Origin of the sequence: Kitasatospora sp. NPDC058032 (assembly GCF_042885845.1) — a bacterium.
In the GTDB taxonomy this organism is placed as follows: domain Bacteria; phylum Actinomycetota; class Actinomycetes; order Streptomycetales; family Streptomycetaceae; genus Kitasatospora.
This window is the reverse complement of sequence record NZ_JBHVRK010000023.1, coordinates 1-16,652: the sequence shown is the minus strand read 5'-3', so window position 1 is coordinate 16,652 and position 16,652 is coordinate 1. Positions and strand designations below refer to the sequence as shown.

General features: G+C 73.3%; 13 protein-coding genes. 8 read left to right on the top strand and 5 right to left on the bottom strand.

The features are described from left to right. Nucleotides 1-28: 28 nt before the first annotated feature. Nucleotides 29-547: a GNAT family N-acetyltransferase gene (locus ACFVUH_RS29205; protein WP_387916297.1), complete on the bottom strand. Its 519-nt coding sequence runs from the start codon at nucleotides 545-547 to the stop codon at nucleotides 29-31. Nucleotides 548-593: 46 nt separating this feature from the next. Here ACFVUH_RS29205 and thpR point away from each other — a divergent pair, with 46 nt between their 5' ends. Further along, nucleotides 594-1,193, top strand: coding sequence for an RNA 2',3'-cyclic phosphodiesterase (gene thpR, locus ACFVUH_RS29200; protein WP_355359932.1), 600 nt, complete (start codon nucleotides 594-596; stop codon nucleotides 1,191-1,193). Nucleotides 1,194-1,418: 225 nt separating this feature from the next. On the opposite strand, the gene serC is transcribed toward thpR, so the two are convergent. Both serC and ACFVUH_RS29190 read right to left on the bottom strand, forming a co-directional pair. Further along, on the bottom strand, nucleotides 1,419-2,537 hold the full coding sequence (gene serC / locus ACFVUH_RS29195; protein WP_387916295.1) for a phosphoserine transaminase: 1,119 nt from the start codon (nucleotides 2,535-2,537) through the stop codon (nucleotides 1,419-1,421). 146 nt (nucleotides 2,538-2,683) lie between these two features. Then, nucleotides 2,684-3,784 carry a citrate synthase 2 gene (locus ACFVUH_RS29190; protein ID WP_355375697.1) on the bottom strand — a complete coding sequence of 367 codons (1,101 nt, stop codon included), beginning with the start codon at nucleotides 3,782-3,784 and terminating at the stop codon, nucleotides 2,684-2,686. Between the two features lie 416 nt (nucleotides 3,785-4,200). On the opposite strand from ACFVUH_RS29190, the gene pdxH reads away from it, so the two are divergent. From pdxH to ACFVUH_RS29165, 5 genes are all read left to right on the top strand, one after another. After that, nucleotides 4,201-4,833 carry a pyridoxamine 5'-phosphate oxidase gene (pdxH, locus tag ACFVUH_RS29185; RefSeq protein ID WP_355375740.1) on the top strand — a complete coding sequence of 211 codons (633 nt, stop codon included), beginning with the start codon at nucleotides 4,201-4,203 and terminating at the stop codon, nucleotides 4,831-4,833. Nucleotides 4,834-5,073: 240 nt separating this feature from the next. After that, a complete protein-coding gene (locus ACFVUH_RS29180) occupies nucleotides 5,074-6,585 on the top strand; it encodes a TIR-like protein FxsC (protein WP_355375699.1) in 1,512 nt (503 codons plus the stop codon). Beyond that, entirely contained in the window at nucleotides 6,582-10,697 is a 4,116-nt protein-coding gene (gene fxsT, locus ACFVUH_RS29175; RefSeq protein ID WP_387916292.1) for an FxSxx-COOH system tetratricopeptide repeat protein, read from the top strand. The genes ACFVUH_RS29180 and fxsT overlap by 4 nt, the downstream gene beginning before the upstream one ends. A gap of 35 nt (nucleotides 10,698-10,732) precedes the next feature. After that, nucleotides 10,733-10,912, top strand: coding sequence for a hypothetical protein (locus tag ACFVUH_RS29170; protein WP_355375704.1), 180 nt, complete (start codon nucleotides 10,733-10,735; stop codon nucleotides 10,910-10,912). Nucleotides 10,913-10,953: 41 nt separating this feature from the next. Continuing rightward, nucleotides 10,954-13,254, top strand: coding sequence for an FxsB family cyclophane-forming radical SAM/SPASM peptide maturase (locus ACFVUH_RS29165; protein ID WP_387916290.1), 2,301 nt, complete (start codon nucleotides 10,954-10,956; stop codon nucleotides 13,252-13,254). A gap of 441 nt (nucleotides 13,255-13,695) precedes the next feature. Here ACFVUH_RS29165 and ACFVUH_RS29160 read toward each other — a convergent pair whose 3' ends face one another. Both ACFVUH_RS29160 and ACFVUH_RS29155 read right to left on the bottom strand, forming a co-directional pair. Then, on the bottom strand, nucleotides 13,696-13,890 hold the full coding sequence (locus ACFVUH_RS29160; RefSeq protein WP_387916288.1) for a DUF397 domain-containing protein: 195 nt from the start codon (nucleotides 13,888-13,890) through the stop codon (nucleotides 13,696-13,698). 2 nt (nucleotides 13,891-13,892) lie between these two features. Next, nucleotides 13,893-14,762 carry a helix-turn-helix domain-containing protein gene (locus ACFVUH_RS29155; RefSeq protein WP_387916286.1) on the bottom strand — a complete coding sequence of 290 codons (870 nt, stop codon included), beginning with the start codon at nucleotides 14,760-14,762 and terminating at the stop codon, nucleotides 13,893-13,895. 269 nt (nucleotides 14,763-15,031) lie between these two features. Here ACFVUH_RS29155 and ACFVUH_RS29150 point away from each other — a divergent pair, with 269 nt between their 5' ends. Continuing rightward, nucleotides 15,032-15,400 (top strand): ATP-binding protein, encoded by a 369-nt coding sequence (locus ACFVUH_RS29150; RefSeq protein ID WP_387916284.1) that lies wholly within the window; start codon nucleotides 15,032-15,034, stop codon nucleotides 15,398-15,400. Between the two features lie 174 nt (nucleotides 15,401-15,574). Beyond that, nucleotides 15,575-16,537 (top strand): D-glycerate dehydrogenase, encoded by a 963-nt coding sequence (locus ACFVUH_RS29145; protein WP_355375717.1) that lies wholly within the window; start codon nucleotides 15,575-15,577, stop codon nucleotides 16,535-16,537. Nucleotides 16,538-16,652: the final 115 nt, after the last annotated feature.

Below are 16,652 nucleotides of genomic sequence, written 5' to 3'. Positions count from 1 at the left end.
ACGGCGCTCCGGGACCGGGCCCGTCGGCTCAGAGCCGGATCGCCAGGATCTGCCCCGGCCAGGGGCCGGCCGGCTGCTCGACCTCGAAGGACTCGGTCTCGGTGAAGCCGAGCGCCCGGTACTGGCCGACCAGCTTGCGGTCGTCACCGCCGAAGCAGTCCACCCGCAGCAGACCGATGCCGCGCCGACGGGTCTCGTCGAGCGCGTCGGCGATCAGCGCCGAGCCGATCCCCGAGCCCTTGCGGCTCCGGTCGGTCACCAGGTTGCGGATGTACAGCTCGGGCTCGTCCACCGGGGTGGCGTAGTCGGGGCGCTGCTCGGACAACACGCAGGAGCCGACCGTGCGCCCCTCGTCGTCGACCGCGAGCCGGATCAGGAACGCCTCGCCGGTGTACTGGTCGATGTGCTCGACGCGGGCGGGGATGCCGCTGAACGACCGGTCGCCCCACTGACGGGTGCGGCCCTGGGCGGCCAGCCAGGCCACGGCGCCGTCGAGCAGGGACAGGATGTCGGGGATGTCCTCGGGGCCCCCGTTACGGATCTTCATGGGAATCCGTTCTAGTCCAAACCGTCCCGCGCGGGAAGATGGCCCCATGAGGCTCTTCGTGGCGGTGCTGCCTCCGGTGGAGGCGTTGCAGGACCTGGCCGACGCGGTGGCCCCGGTGCGCGGGCTGCCGGGGGCGGACCGGCTGCGCTGGACGGCGGCCGACGCCTGGCACCTGACCCTGGCCTTCTTCGGCGAGGTGCCGGCCGACCGGGTGCCGGAGCTGGAGGCCGCGCTGGCGGAGGTCGCCGAGGCGCACTCGGCGCACACGCTGCGGCTGGCCGGCGGCGGGCGGTTCGGGGACCGGGTGCTCTGGGCGGGGGTGGAGGGGCAGGACTGGGCGCTGCGCCGGATCGCCGAGGCGGTGTACCGGGCCACCGCGGAGGTGGTCGGCGAGACGGACGCGTTCAGCTTCCACCCGCACCTGACGCTGGCCCGGGCCGGCTCCTCGCGCGGTCGCCGGCGGGCGGAGCAGCGGCTGGCGGCCGCCGAGCTGGACGCGCTGGCCCGGGCGCTGGACGGCTACCGGGGGCCGGAGTGGGAGGCCGCCGAGCTGCACCTGATGCGCAGCGAGCAGGGCGGCGGCCCCGTCCGCTACACCTCGCTGTGCTCTTTGCCGCTGGCCCGCTGGGAGGCCGGGCCGCAGTAGCGGCGGTGGCCGGATCGCCGGCCTCGGCGTCCGGCCGCGAACCGGCCGGGGGTACGCTCGTTGACCGTGGATCCCAAGACTCGAATGCGAATCGTGACCGCCGCGCTGGTCCTGCTGCTGGTCACCGTGCTGGTCAGCTCGCTGGTCAACCGGTAAGGACGGAGACGGGAGAAGGGCCACCGCCCGAAGGCGGTGGCCCTTCTCCCGTCTGTCCGTGCGGAGCGGTCAGAGCCGCTCGACCACGTAGTCGATGCAGACCGTGAGCGCCTCGACGTCCGCCGGGTCGATCGCCGGGAACATCGCGACGCGCAGCTGGTTGCGGCCCAGCTTGCGGTACGGCTCGGTGTCGACGATGCCGTTGGCGCGCAGCGCCTTGGCGACGGCGGCGGCGTCCACCGAGTCGTCGAAGTCGATCGTGCCGACGACCTGCGAGCGCTCGGCCGGGGTCGCCACGAACGGGTTGGCGAACGAGGACTTCTCGGCCCAGCCGTACAGCCGCGAGGAGGAATCAGCCGTACGGGCGACGGCCCAGTCGAGCCCGCCGTTGCCGTTCAGCCACTCCAGCTGGTCGGCCAGCAGGAACAGGGTGGCGATCGACGGGGTGTTGTACGTCTGGTCCTTCGACGAGTTGTCGATGGCCGTCGGCAGGTCGAAGAACGGCGGGATGTACCGGCCGGAGCCGGCGATCTCGGCGGCGCGCTCCAGCGCGGCGGGGGAGAACGACGCCAGCCACAGGCCGCCCTCGGAGGCGAAGGACTTCTGCGGGGCGAAGTAGTAGACGTCGGTCTCGGTGATGTCCACCGGCAGGCCGCCGGCGCCCGAGGTGGCGTCCACCAGGACCAGCGAGCCCTCGTCGCCGCCGGCCGGGCGGGCGATCGGCATCGAGACGCCGGTGGAGGTCTCGTTGTGGGTGAGCGCGTAGACGTCCACGCCGGCCTCGGCGACCGGCAGCGGGTGGGTGCCGGGGGCGGTCTTGATCACGCTCGGCTCGGCCAGCCAGGGCGCGGCCTTGACGGAGGAGGCGAACTTGGAGGAGAACTCGCCGAAGTCGAGGTGCTGGGACTTCTCCCGTACCAGGCCGAAGGCCGCGATGTCCCAGAAGGCGGTGGACCCGCCGTTGCCGAGCACCACCTGGTACCCCTCGGGGAGGGAGAACAGGCTGCTCACGCCCTCGCGCACGCGCTTGACCAGGTTCTTCACCGGGGCCTGGCGGTGCGAGGTGCCGAGCAGGGAGGTCTCGGTCGCGGCGAGGGCACTCAGGGCCTCGGGGCGCACCTTGGACGGGCCGCAGCCGAAACGGCCGTCGGCGGGCTTGATGTCAGCGGGGATCTGGATCTGAGCCACGGGGCGCAGCCTACCCGCCAGGATGGCCGGAATCGACGGCGGTCCGCCCGCTGAGATGGCCTCGACCGGCCTGCGAGCTGCGGAAACAGCGGGTCCGGTTCGAATGCCGGACCCGCTGCGGGGTGAATCCGCGGCCGACCTGCGGGTCAGCGGGCGATGGCGTCGTAGCCCTCGATGTCGTGCGGGCTGCGCGGGCCGGGGCCGATGTAGCGCGCGGCGGGGCGCACGAGCCGGCCCGTGCGCTTCTGCTCCAGGATGTGCGCCGACCAGCCGGCCGTCCGGGCACAGGTGAACATCGAGGTGAACATGTGCGCCGGGACCTCGGCGAAGTCCAGCATGATGGCGGCCCAGAACTCGACGTTGGTGGCGAGCACGCGGTCGGGGCGGCGGTTGTGCAGCTCCTCCAGCGCGGCCTTCTCCAGCGCCTCGGCGACCTCGAAGCGCGGCGCGCCGAGCTCCTTGGCGGTGCGGCGCAGCACGCGGGCGCGCGGGTCCTCGGCGCGGTAGACGCGGTGGCCGAAGCCCATCAGGCGCTCGCCCTTGTCCAGCGCGTTCTTCACCCAGGTGGTGGCGTCGCCGGTGCGCTCGATCTCCTCGATCATGCCGAGCACCCGGGACGGCGCGCCGCCGTGCAGCGGGCCGGACATCGCGCCGACCGCACCGGAGAGGGCGGCCGCGACGTCGGCGCCGGTGGAGGCGATGACCCGGGCGGTGAACGTCGAGGCGTTCATGCCGTGCTCGGCGGCGGAGGTCCAGTAGGCGTCGATGGCCTTGACGTGCTTGGGGTCGGGCTCGCCGCGCCAGCGGATCATGAACCGCTCGACGACGGTCTCGGCCTTGTCGATCTCGCTCTGCGGGACCATCGGCAGGCCCTGGCCGCGGGCCGACTGGGCGACGTACGAGAGCGCCATGACGGCGGCCCGGGCGAGGTCGTCGCGGGCCTGCTCGGCGTCGATGTCCAGCAGCGGCTTGAGGCCCCAGACCGGGGCGAGCATGGCGAGCGCGGACTGCACGTCGACCCGGATGTCGCCGGAGTGGACCGGGATCGGGAACGGCTCGGCCGCCGGCAGGCCGGGGTTGAACTTGCCGTCCACCAGCAGGCCCCAGACGTGGCCGAAGGAGACATTGCCGACCAGGTCGTCGATGTCGACGCCCCGGTACCGCAGAGCGCCGCCTTCACGGTCGGGTTCGGCGATCTCGCTCTCGAACGCGACGACACCTTCGAGCCCGGGTACGAAGTCGGACATGCACGGCTCCTTCAGTTCTGCGATCGGCGGGCCGCCGTGGTGGGGAGGCACGCCTCTGACCGAATGGTGGTTGGCACTCGGTGCCAGGGTGACAGGCACGGGGTGCATTGCGCCATACACCACGGTGGTGATGTTTCCCCCGGGCCCGCTTGACTTTTCGCCCGATGGCCGGTCGTACCCGGCGGATCCGCGGAACCAAGGGCGCGATTGCGGACGAATCACCGTACGGCGGGCAGCCGGTCGGTGGCGAGTCACCTTATCTCCAGCCGGGGTTTGTCCGGAGGTAGCGGTGCCGGTTGCTTGTCGTACGGGATGATGTTGACGTGCAGACCCCGGACCGCGCCCAGTCGACGCCCCTGACCCCCGCCACCCGGATCCTGGCCGACGAGGCCCGCCCCGGACCGGACCTCACCGTGATGCGCAAGCACTACGCGCACGAGGGCCTGGTCGAGGAGCAGCTCGCCGCCGAGCCGATCGGCCAGTTCGGCCGGTGGTTCCACGACGCGGACGACGCGGGGGTGGTGGAGCCCAACGCGATGGTGCTCTCCACCGCCGACGCCGCCGGGCGGCCCAGCGCGCGCACCGTGCTGCTCAAGGCGTTCGACGCCCGAGGCTTTGTCTTCTTCACCAACTACGGCTCCCGCAAGGGCACCGAGCTGGCCGCCAACCCGCACGCGGCGCTGCTCTTCCCGTGGGTCGCGCTGGCCCGTCAGGTGATCGTCCAGGGCCGGGTGGAGAAGGTCGGCCGGGACGAGACCGCCGCCTACTTCCGCACCCGCCCGCACGGCTCCCAGCTCGGCGCCTGGGCCAGCGAGCAGTCCAGCCCGGTCGCCTCGCGGGAGGTGCTGGAGCAGCGCTACGCGGAGCTGGAGCGGCGCTACCCGGAGGGCGAGGGGGTGCCGGTGCCGCCGTTCTGGGGCGGGTACCGGGTGGTGCCGGCGAGCGTGGAGTTCTGGCAGGGGCGGGAGAACCGGCTGCACGACCGGCTGCGGTACGTCGCCGAGCCGTCCGCCCCGACGGGCTGGCGGGTGGAGCGGCTCTGCCCCTGAGGCGGGGACGGCTCTGCCCTCGAGCCGGGTGCGCCGCTGCCCCCGGGACGGGCGCGGCGCTGCCCGTCAGGGCGCCCGGAGGCGGCCGGGCGCTCCCCGGCCGCACGCCCCTGACCAGGGGCGTCGAGGCCACGGGCCGGAGTTGTGACGACACCGCGACAACTTCCTTCGCCCACCGGCTGACCGGCCGTCACCCCACCAGTATGGTGGGGACGTTCACCGGTCGGTGGGGGGTTGTCGGTGCGGCCGTACTTCTTCTTCAGCTACGCGCGGCGGGACCATCAGGTCGGAGGCGCCTTCGTCGACCAGTTCTTCACCGACCTCCGGGACGAACTGGCGCGGATCGAGCCCGAGGCCGGACCGGGCGAGCTGGCCTATCGCGACACCGAGCAGCTGAGGGTCGGCGACGACTGGGAGCGGCAGCTCTCCCGGATGGTCGGCGCCAGCCGCACCATGGTCGCGCTCTACTCGCCCGCCTACTTCGCCAGCGACTACTGCGGCAAGGAGTGGACCGCCTTCGACCACCGGACGCGCCGCCACCAGGAACAGACCGGCGAGAGCGTCCCGGCCCTGATCCCCGTGCTGTGGGAGCCGCCGCCCGAGGAACTGCCCGCCGAGGTGCGGCGGATCCAGTACGTGCAGGACGACTTCGGCGCGGAGTACGCCGCCGGCGGGCTGCGCCACCTGCTGCGCACCGACCCGCACGGCGCGGCGTACCGCCTGGTGGTGCGGGTGATCGCGGAGCGGGTGCGGGAGGCCGCCGCCTGGCGGGTCACCGAGCACCGGGACCTCGACCTCGGGCGCGTGGAGGGCTGCTTCCCGCTGCCGGAGGTCGGCATGACCGCCGGACGCAGCAGCCAGGTCCGGCTCTTCGTCGCCGCCCGCTGGGCCGGGGACCGGACCGCCGCGCCCGCCGCGGCGGGCGGCGACCGCGTCCCGCCGCAGCGCTCCGAGGTCGCGCCGGCCGCGGGGACGGACGGCGCGGGTGGCTTCGACGAGCGGTACCACGGTGGCTGGTACGGGGCGCACCCCCGGGACTGGGCGCCCTACCACCCGCCGCGGCTGCCCTCGCTGGCGGTCCAGGCCCAGCAGGTGATCACCCGGGCCGGGCACAGCACCAGCCTGGAGACGGTCGGCCCCGACCTCGCCGACGCGCTCGACCGGGCCCGGGAGAACAACGAGGTCAGCGTGCTGCTGGTGGACCCGTGGGCGGCCGGCCGGGAGCCCTACCGGCAGGCGCTGCGCGACTTCGACCGGCAGAACCACCCCGTCACCGCCGTCCTGCTGCCCGACAGCTCCGAGGACCCGCCGCCCGGTCCGGCGCGCACCCGGCTCTGGGAGGGGGTGCGCGAGGTGTTCTCGCGCACCTGGTTGCACCGGTCCGGGCCCGAGCCGCTCTTTCGCATCCACGTCCGGCGGGAACGCTTCGAGCGCGAGCTCCTGTCGACGGTGACCGTGGCCCAGAACCGACTGCTGGACCAGATCGACGACGACCCGGTGACGGCCCGCGCCCAGTTCGGGCTCGGCCCCGACCCGCGGCCGATGCCCGGGCTCACCATCCCGGCCTGGCCGCCGCCCGCCTCGCCGCGCCCGCCCGAGCCACCGGACCCCCCGGTCCGGACGGGCCCGCGACTGCCGGGCCCGGGGAACACCCCGGGGAACGGGGCCGCCCCGGGGGCACGGGCGGTCCTGCGAGAGGAGACCGTGCCCCCGGCCACCCGGGCGCCCAGTGAAGGAGAAGCGGACCGATGAGCCCCGAGCACGCCGCCCTCGCGGACCACGGGTCCGCCGCGCTGGCACCCCCCGAGACCGGCACCGTCGTCACCTTCTACTCGTTCAAGGGCGGCACCGGCCGCACCATGGCGCTCGCCAACCTGGGCTGGATCCTGGCCAGCCAGGGTCTGCGCGTCCTGGTGGTGGACTGGGACCTGGAGGCCCCGGGCCTGCACCGCTACTACCACCCGCTGCTGGTCGACCCCGAACTCCACGCCACCGACGGCCTGATCGACATGCTCCGGGCCTACGTCGACGAGGCGCTGCCCGGCCCCGACCGCCCCGGCCCCGGCCCGGACCCCCGGGACTGGCTGGCCGCCCCCGGCCGGCTGGAGCAGTACCTGTGCGGCCTGGCCCTGGACCTGCCGGACGGCGGCCGGCTCGACCTGATGCCGGCCGGCCGGCAGAACGCCGCCTACTCGGCCGCCGTCACCAGCTTCAACTGGCGCAGCTTCTACACCCGCGCCGACATCCGCGGCGCGGAGTTCCTGTACGCGCTGCGCGAGTTGTGGACCGGTTCGTACGACTACGTGCTGATCGACAGCCGCACCGGCGTCAGCGACACCTCCGGCATCTGCACCGTGCTGATGCCCGACACCGTCGTGGACTGCTTCACCCTCGGCGCCCAGAGCATCCGCGGCGGCGTCGACGCGGCCCGCGCCATCGTCGACGCCGACGAGCGCGAGATCCGGGTGCTGCCCGTCCCGATGCGCGTCGAGGACGCCGAACGCGCCGGGCTCGCGGCCGGCCGCGACCTCGCCCACGACGCCTTCGCCCCGTACCTGGGCCGCTGGCTCGGCCCCGAGCACCGCGCCGAGTACTGGAGCGACGTCGAGGTGCCGTACAAGCCGTTCTACGCCTACGAGGAGGTGCCGGCCACCATCGTCGACCGGCCGCAGCAGGGCCGCACCCTGCTCGCCGCCTTCGAACGGCTCGCCGCCTGGCTCACCGACGGCCGGGTCCGCGAACTGCGGCCCGTCCCCGACGCGGCCCGCCGCCGGCTGTACGCGGCCTACCTGCGCAAGGGCCGCACCCGCTCCCGCCAGGTGTACGTCAGCTACGCCCCCGGGGACCGGGTCTGGGCCGAGTGGATCGCCGGGACCCTGCGCGGCTTCGGCTACCTCGCCACCCTGCACAGCGCCGCCGTGCCGCTCGACCCCGGCCCGCCGCAGGCCGCCGCGCTGCCCGAGGCCGCCGGGCCGCTGGACGGCGATGGTCGGCTGCTCGCCCTGCTCACCGGCGACTACGCCGCCCTGCCGCGGGCCCGGGAGATCTGGCGCCGGCTGGCCACCCAGGACCCGGTGAGCGACTCCGGCGGCCTGCTCGCGGTGCGGATCGGCGCGCCGGAGCAGGCGGAGCCGCCCCGGTTCGCCGGCCACCGGGCCCTGGAGCTGGCGACCGGCTCCGCCGAACAGGCCGAGGCGCAGCTGTTCGAACTGATCGGCCCGCCGCCCGGTGCCGGGCGCTGGATGGACTCCGGCGAGTTCAGCGTCGCCCGCCTGCCGCGCTTTCCCGACAGCCGCCCCGCCATCCGGAAGCTGCCGCCGCGGCTGTCCACCTTCATCGGCCGGATGCGGCTGCTGGAGGCCGTCCGCGACGGCTTCACCGCCGGCGCCGACGGGGCGCCGGTCCAGGTGCTCTACGGCATCGGCGGGGTCGGCAAGTCGCAGGCCGCGATCGAGTACGCGCACCGCTTCGCGTCCGCCTACGACGTGCTCTGGTGGGTGCCCGCCCAGCAGCCCGCGGTGATCCCGCAGAGGCTCGCCGAACTCGCCCCCGGTCTCGGCCTGGAGACCGACGGCGACGTCACCCGTACCGCGCGCGCGGTGCTGGAGGCGCTCGGCAGCGGCCGGCCGTACCGCCGCTGGCTGCTGCTCTTCGACAACGCCGAGGACCCGGAGCTGCTGGACCCCTGGCTGCCCGCCGCCGGACCGGACGGCCACGTCCTGGTCACCTCGCGCGACCGGCGCTGGGCCCGCCGGCCCGGGCGCACCGAGGTCGAGGTGTTCGACCGCGCGGAGAGCGTCGAGCTCGTCCGGAACTTCAACACCGGCGTCGAACGGGCCGATGCCGAACGGATCGCCGAACTGCTGGGCGACCTGCCGCTCGCCGTCGGCCAGGCCGCCGCCTGGCTCCAGGAGACGCCGATGCCGGCGGCCACGTACGCCGACCTGCTCGACGAGACGCTCACCGACATCCTCGACCGCTCGGTCTTCCCCGGCCGTGACTCCGGCTCCGGCTCCGACCCCGGTTCCGGTTCCGGCGCCGGCTCCGGTAGCGGGCGGGCCGCCGAGGAGGGGCCCAACGCCGCGGCCACCGCCGCCACCTGGCGGATCGCGGGCTCCGACCTGCGCCGGATCAACCCGTCGGCCGCCCGGCTGCTGGAGATCTGCGGCTTCCTCGGCCCGGACGCCATCCCGATCGGGCTGCTGTACAGCTCACCGGTGATCGAGGCGATCGGACTGCCGTCGGGCACCTCCGACCACCGGCTCGCCGTCGGCGACATCCTGCGCACCGTCAACCAGTTCAACCTGGCCCGCTACGACCAGGCCGCCGGGACGCTGGTGGTGCACCGGATCGTCCAGGCGCTGCTGCGCGAACAGGTCGCCGCGGCCGACTGGGACCGGGTCCGCGGCGTGGCCCACCGGGCCCTCGCCCTCGCCGACCCCGGCGACCCGGACGCCCCGCACAACTGGCCCCGGTACGCCGAACTGCTGCCCCACCTGCGCCCGTCCGGCGCGGAGGAGTCCACCGACCCGGCGGTTCGGCAGTGGATCGTCAACTCGGTCCGCTACCTGTGGCAGCGCAGCCTGCACGACGCGGGCCGCGAGCTCGCCGAACGGGTCCTCGCCCGCTGGCGCCAGGTCGGCCCGCTGGACACCGAGAACGACGTCAGGGTGCAGCTGCTGCGGGTCCAGCTCGGCAACATCCAGCGGACCCTGGGACTCGCCCGGGAGGCGTACGAGAACGACCGGGACGCCTTCGAGCGACTGACGTCGCTGCGGGGCCGCGACCACCGGGACGTGTTCCCGGCCGCCACCAGCCTCGGCGCGGACCTCCGGCACCTCGGCCGCTACGCGGCGGCGCGGGAGCTGGACGAGGAGACGCTGGCGGTCGTGCGCCGGGTGCTGGGCCAGGACGACCGGCGCGCGCTGATGGCCGAGAACAACCTGGCCCTCTCGATCGCCCTGGCCGGGGACTTCATCGAGGCGGTGGCCATGCACGTGCGGCTCTATCCGCGGAAGTTGGAGGTGTTCGGAAAGCGCAGCCCGTACACGCTCAGCGGGTCGGTCACCTACGGCCACGCGCTGTCCGAGGTGGGGCGTCTGAACGAGGCGCTGCCCCGGCTGGACAAGGCCGTTCGCCGGAGCCGGGACGTGCTGGGGGAGGACCACGACGACACCCTGCGCGCCAGGCGCTACCGCAGTGCCACCCTGCGCCGGCTGGGCCGGCTCCCGGAGGCCCTGGTCGAGGCCGAGGACGTCCACCAGCGGTTGTGCGGGCGCTACGGGCCGGACCATCCCGCCAGCGCGGTCGCCGCCGGGACGTTGGCGGCGGTGCTCGGGGTGCTCGGCGACGGCGAACAGTCGGTGGAACTCGCCGAGGAGTCGTACCGGTACCACCGCGACCACCTCGCCGCGGGACACCCGGCAGAACTCATCTCGGCGGGCAACCTCGCCGTGGCGTACCGCCGCGCCGGCCGGACCGAGGAGGCCCGGCCGATCTCCGGCGAGGTCCTCGACGGACTGCGGGGAGTGCTCGGCGAACGCCACCCGTGGGTCGCCTCCGCCCTGCTCAACCGGGCGAACGACGTGGCCCGTGCGGGTTCGTACGCCGAGGCGGTCGCGCTGACCGAGGAGGCGGCGGGCCTGCTGGACGACCGGCTCGGCTCCGACCACCCGGACACGCTCGCGGCCCTGGCGAACCTCTCGTTGGCGCTCACCGCCGTCGGTGAAGCCGGGCGGGCGGCGCAGCTGGGGGCGCGGGCACTGGCCCAGGCCCGTGCGGTGCTGGACGACGGTCACCCGCTCACCGAGGCGATCCGGGTGGGGGAGTGGCTGGACACGTTGATCGAGATGCCGCCGACGTGACGGCTGAGCGGTCCACTGGCGAAGGGGAGTCGTCCATGGAACAGACCGTGGACCAGGGTGCCGTGCCCGTACGGGGCGGTTCCTGCGGCACCGAGGACCGCCCCGCCCTCGCGGACCTCGCCAGACTCGACGCCGGTGAGTTGGCCGGCCGGCTCGAACTGGCCCTGGCCGGTGCGGGTGTCCGGCCGGTCTCTCCGTTCGACTCCGCTATTTGAAAAAATGATTAGCAGGCGTCCGGCCCTGGAAATGTGCCGACATGACGCCTCCTCCGCGGCCGCTCACGCAGGTCGTCCTGAAGGTCCACAGCCGGTGCGACCTCGCCTGTGACCACTGCTACGTCTACGAGCACGCCGACACCGGCTGGCGTTCCCGGCCGCGCGTGATCGGGGACGCGGTGCTGGCCAGGGCCGCCGAGCGGATCGAGGAGCACGCCGTCGCGCACGGGCTCACCGCCGTGCGGGTCGTCCTGCACGGGGGTGAGCCGCTGCTCGCCGGGCCGGCGGTGATCCGGCGGGCGGCGGAACTGCTGCGGGCCGCGCTGCCCGAGGTCTGCGACCTGGACCTGCGGGTGCACACCAACGGCGTGCGGCTGGACCGGGAGTACTGCGAGGTGTTCGACGAACTCGGCATCCGGGTCGGCCTCTCGCTGGACGGTGACCGGGCCGCCAACGACCGCCACCGCCGGTTCGCGGACGGCCGCTCCAGCCACCCGCAGGTGCTGCGTGCCGTCGGGCTGCTGCGGGAGCCCCGGTTCCGGCACCTGTACGCGGGGCTGCTCTGCACCGTCGACGTGGCGAACGACCCGCTCGCCGTCTACCGGGCGCTGGCCGAACTGGAGCCTCCCGCCGTGGACTTCCTGCTCCCGCACGCCACCTGGGAGCGGCCGCCGTGGCGCCCCGCCGGCGCGGGCGCGACGCCGTACGCCGACTGGCTGCTGGCCGTCCACACGCGGTGGGAGGCGGACGGCCGCCCGTTCGCCGTGCGGACCTTCGACTCGGTGCACCGCACCCTGTCGGGGCTGCCCGGCCTGAGCGAGGCGCTCGGGCTGGAGCCGGTCGACCTGGTGGTGCTGGAGACCGACGGCACGTACGAGCAGGCGGACAGCCTGCGGACGGCGTACGACGGCGCGCCCGCCACCGGGATGGACGTCTTCCGGCACAGCCTCGACGACGTCGCCCGGCATCCGGGGACGGCGGCCCGGCAGTCGGGCCTGGCCGGGCTGAACGCCACCTGCCGGGCCTGCCCGGTGGTGCGATCCTGCGGCGGGGGGCTGTACGCGCACCGCTACCGGGGCGGCACCTTCGACCACCCCTCGGTGTACTGCGCGGACCTGCGGGCGCTGATCGACGGCCTGGCCGCCCGCGCCGGGGGCATGCGGCGTCCCGCTCCACCGGTGGACGTCGCCGGGCCGGCGCTCAGCGATGAGCAACTCGACGAACTGGCCGCCGGATTGGGCGGACCGGAGACCGTCCGCGCGCTGGCCCGCTCCCAACTCGCCCTCACCCGGGCGATGCTGGCCGCCGTGCACGGCTCCTCCGGGCTGCCCCGCTCGGCGGCCTGGGAACTGCTCGCCGAGCTCGACGCCGCCGAACCCGCCGCCGTGGACACGGTGTTGGCGCACCCGTACGTCCGGGCCTGGGCCGCGCGACGGCTGACCGGCGACCCGGGTGCCGGTCTCGGCACGCTCGCCGAACTGGCCGCCTCGGCAGCGGTGTTGGCGGGTCGCGGGGACGCGGTGGCGGTGCCGGTCCAGGACGGTGCCCTCCACCTTCCGACCCTTGGCCGCCTGGTGCTCGGCGTGGGTGTCCGGGAGGTGCGGGTCATCGGCGGGCGGACGGGCTGGACGGCGCACGCGGACGACGGCACGCTCACCGGTCCGGGTGATCCGCGCTGGCAGCCGGTCCGCCGGATCGGGCTGACCGGCGGCCGGACGCTCGCGCTGGAGGACGTGGACCCGCAGCGGGCCGCCCACCGCTGGCCGGTGGCGGACCGATTGGACGACGCCGAATTCGCCTTCTGGGCGAGGGACTTGATCGATGCTGCCGACCTGCTCGACCACGACCTGCCCGAGTATGCGGCCGGCCTCTGGGCAGGCCTGGGCACCGTCACCCCACTGCGGCCGAGGCCGGACAGGCACGACGTCAGCTCGGCGGCCCGGCAGGCCTTCGGCGCGGTCGGCATCGCCCGCCCCCGAACGGCGCCGACGCTGGCGCTGCTGCTGGCCCATGAGTTCCAGCACGTGAAGCTCGGCGCGGTGCTCGACCGCTGGGAGCTGTACGACCGCACCGACACCCGCTTGTTCGAGCCCTTCAACCTCTCCCCGCGCCCGATCGGCTCCCTGTTCCAGGCGGTCTACGCCCATCTCGCGGTCACCGCCTTCTGGGGCACCCGCGCCCGCACGGACCCGTCCGCGCAACCCCGCTTCACCCACTGGCGCGCCCTCACCGACGAAGCGGTGGACCAACTCGCCACCAGCGGCGCGCTGACCCCCCTCGGCCACCGCTTCGCCACCGGGGCGAGGCACTCGGTGGACGCCTGGCTCAGGATCACGGCCTGAGCCCCCGGGTTGGTCGACCAGGAACAAGGCCAAGTAGCGCCGGCCGGTCCCGCACCGCGAACCCGGCCTCTACCTGTCCAACGTCAGCACGCTCGACTCGACGCGGGGGGCATCGTCCAGGATTTCCGGTAGCAAGGCGACGTTCACCGGCTGCGACCTCGGCCGGGCCGTCGTAGAGGCCTGCGCCCTGCGGTCGGCCGAGGGAAGTACCAGGACCTCGATCTGCGCGGAAACGATCTGAGCACCATCTTGGGCGTCGGAAACCTGGGCAAGGTCATCATCGACCGGGCCCAGCAGGCCCAACTCGCCGAAGCCCTGGCCGCCGAGCCGGACGTGACATCCTCGACGACCGGCGGTGAGACCGTCTGACCGGGCACTACCTGCCGTTGGTGTTCCGGGCTGCTCCCGCGCGTCGCGGGAGCAGCCCGGAGGAGTTGGGGGTCAGTGGGTGAGGTGGTCGAACTCGCCGGCCTTGGCGCTCTGGAGCCAGGCGGCGAGCGTGGCCCTGGTGATGGTGAGGACGGCGGCGGGGTCGTCGGACTCGCGGATGTGAATGAGTTCGTCGCCGGATGCGATCTCGACGCAGTCGGTGTTCTCCCCGCTGTAAGTCGACTTCTGCCAGCTGAGTTGCTCCATGGCTACCTCCCCAGGAGTTTGTAACGGACGTGCTGGATCATGCCCCACGAGTCGCGAAAGGCGGGAGATGGACCGGACGAGGCGGCGTCGAGAGGAGGGAGCGCCAAGCCCTTGATCCGGTCGAACTTCCGCCGGAACGCGGCTACCCCCTCAGGATCGCCCAGGAACGTCGAGCGGTGCGGGTTCTCCAGCAGAACGGTGTCCAATCGGGAATGCGGGCCGTGCATCACCATGAACGCCGTGTCGGTCGATGCGTAGACCGCGCAGTCAAATGGGAGGATCTGGATCGCCACGTGCGGCAGGCGTGCCATCTCGATCAGATGGTTCAGCTGGTCTCGCATGACGCCGGGACCGCCGTACGTCATGTGCAGGGCCGCTTCGTGGATCACGGCGTGGAAGTTCGGGGCGTCCTCCACGGAGATGACGTGCTGACGCCTGCGTCGGAACTCGACCTTGCTTTCGGCGTATTCGTGGATGACCTCGCTGTACGCCTTTGTCTGCAGGAGTCCCGGGATCAGATGTGTCTGGTAGCTGCTGAACCCGGTAGCGGCAGCCTCGAACTCGGCGAGATCGAGAGCCGCTGGCAGAACGTGAGGTCGGTACTCGGTCCACCAGCCCTTGCCGTTGCTCTTGCACATGGCGATGAGGCCGGCCCGGTACTCGGGGTCATGGGCGCCGCAGGTGTCGAGCCAGAGGTCGAGTCGCTCAAGATTGAGGCCGAGTCGGCCAGCCTCGGTGTGGCTGACAGCGGGGCTCTTCATTCCGAGTACGTCGCCGATCTCGGCGGAGGACAAGCCTGCGGAGTTGCGCAGACGTCTCAGCTCATCGCCGAATCGACGCTGCCGTTCGCTGATGTCGGTCCTGAACCCCACGTACGTGCCTCCCTGTGTGGACGAGTCGAAGCCTACTGACAGTATGGGGGTGGACACAGAGGGTGTTGCACAATTGAGGAGCGTTCCCCTAAAGTTGCTACCGACCGCTCGCCGAACGGTTTGTCAGTAATGCTCATCCTTGCGGCAGTTGGTACCGGCTGCCCGGGCACCGAAGAGCACTCGCATGCGGCGCCTCCAGTCCCGCTACGGGCTTGTTCACGGCGACAGACCCCAAGGTGTGCCCCCTCTACACCGCAGGGAGATTCCCCGTGTGTACCCCCAACCTCAACTCCCCCACCCTCACCCTCGCCCGGCAGTCGTTGCGCGACGCGATGGCGCGCGCCGGGTGGGAGGACGACCGCATCTTCGACGCGGAGCTCGCGCTCGCCGAGCTGATCGTCAACGCCTGGCGGCACGGCCTCACGGTTGCGCCCGTCGTCCTGGTCGTCATCGTCGACAACACCGTCCGCGTCTCGGTCGGTGATGAGAGCCACGACCTCCCCGACCGGCGGGGACCCCGCGAACTCGCCGAGTGCGGGCGGGGCCTCCAGCTCGTCGAAGGGCTCACCCACCGCTGGGGCGCGGACCCCCAGAAGAGGGGCAAGCTCGTCTGGTTCGAGCTGGACTCGGCCACGTGACGATCTTCTTCGGCCTCCTCGTCCTCGTCTCCGCGTGCTTCGGTGCGGTCGGCGAGGTGCTGACGAGGTCACTACGGGACCGGGTCGACGAGGCCGGGCGAGAGCAGGTGCCATAGATGGCACCCGCCCCCTCGCCCTGCCCTGGCGAGGGGGCGGAGCGTACCCTCAAACCTCATGAACGAGCAGCCCCCGGTCCTGGTCACCCGCCGCCTCGCACCCGGTGTCGTCGAACGGCTCACCGCGAACCTCCCGGCCACCGTGCACGATTCGGACCTGCCGATGGCGCGCGCCGACCTGCTCGCCGCCGTCCGGGGCCGCCGGGCCCTGATCACCACGCTGGACGACCGGGTGGACGCCGAACTCCTCGACGCGGCCGGGCCCGGTCTCAGGGTGGTGGCCAACCACGCGGTCGGGTACCACAACGTCGACCTCGCCGCCTGCGCCGAGCGCGGCATCCCGGTCACCAACACCCCCGGCGTGCTGACCGCCGCCACCGCCGACATGGCCTGGGCCCTGCTCCTGGCCGCCACCCGCCGCCTCGGCGAGGGCGAGCGCCTGCTGCGCTCCGGCGAGACCTGGGCCTGGGCGCCGAACTTCCTGCTCGGCCTCGAACTGACCGGTACTCCGCTCGGCGTGCTCGGCATGGGCCGCATCGGCCGGGCGGTGGCCCGTCGCGCGCGCGGCTTCGACATGCCGGTCCGCTACCACAATCGCAACCCGCTGCCGCCCGAGCAGGCCGACGGCGCCGAGTGGCTGCCGCTGGAGCAGCTGCTCTCCACCTCCACCGTCCTCGTCGTCACCTGCCCGCTCAGCGACGCCACCCGCCACCTGCTGGACGCCCGCCGGCTCGCCCTGTTGCCGCGCGGTGCGGTGGTGGTCTCGATGACCGCCGGCGTCGTCGACGAGGACGCGCTCGCCGCCGCCCTGGAGTCCGGCGCGCTGTTCGCCGCCGCCGTCGACAACTTCGAGCACGAGCCCGCCGTCCCCTCCGCCCTGCTCGCCCAGGACCGCGCGGTCCTCGCCCCGCACCTCGGCAGCGCCACCGTCCGCACCCGCCAGGCCATGGGCGACCTCGCCGTCGACAACGTCCTCGCCGTCCTCGACGGCAAGGAGCCGGTGACGCCGGTCGGCCGCTAGTGACCCGGTTCGGAGTCGGGTCGTCGCCACATGAGTTGCCATGCGTACCGAGTTCCGGGGAACGGCTGCGGCCGGGACCGCGAGCACGGTGTGCTGGGGTGCGTGGGCGACAGCA

Excerpts from the sequence above, each read along its gene's own strand:
- ACFVUH_RS29170 (WP_355375704.1), top strand. The coding sequence starts at position 10,733 with ATGGAACAGACCGTGGACCAGGGTGCCGTGCCCGTACGGGGCGGTTCC.
- ACFVUH_RS29205 (WP_387916297.1), bottom strand. The coding sequence starts at position 547 with ATGAAGATCCGTAACGGGGGCCCCGAGGACATCCCCGACATCCTGTCC.
- pdxH (WP_355375740.1), top strand. The coding sequence starts at position 4,201 with ATGCGCAAGCACTACGCGCACGAGGGCCTGGTCGAGGAGCAGCTCGCC.
- thpR (WP_355359932.1), top strand. The coding sequence starts at position 594 with ATGAGGCTCTTCGTGGCGGTGCTGCCTCCGGTGGAGGCGTTGCAGGAC.
- ACFVUH_RS29165 (WP_387916290.1), top strand. The coding sequence starts at position 10,954 with ATGACGCCTCCTCCGCGGCCGCTCACGCAGGTCGTCCTGAAGGTCCAC.
- ACFVUH_RS29190 (WP_355375697.1), bottom strand. The coding sequence starts at position 3,784 with ATGTCCGACTTCGTACCCGGGCTCGAAGGTGTCGTCGCGTTCGAGAGC.
- ACFVUH_RS29145 (WP_355375717.1), top strand. The coding sequence starts at position 15,575 with ATGAACGAGCAGCCCCCGGTCCTGGTCACCCGCCGCCTCGCACCCGGT.
- ACFVUH_RS29160 (WP_387916288.1), bottom strand. The coding sequence starts at position 13,890 with ATGGAGCAACTCAGCTGGCAGAAGTCGACTTACAGCGGGGAGAACACC.
- fxsT (WP_387916292.1), top strand. The coding sequence starts at position 6,582 with ATGAGCCCCGAGCACGCCGCCCTCGCGGACCACGGGTCCGCCGCGCTG.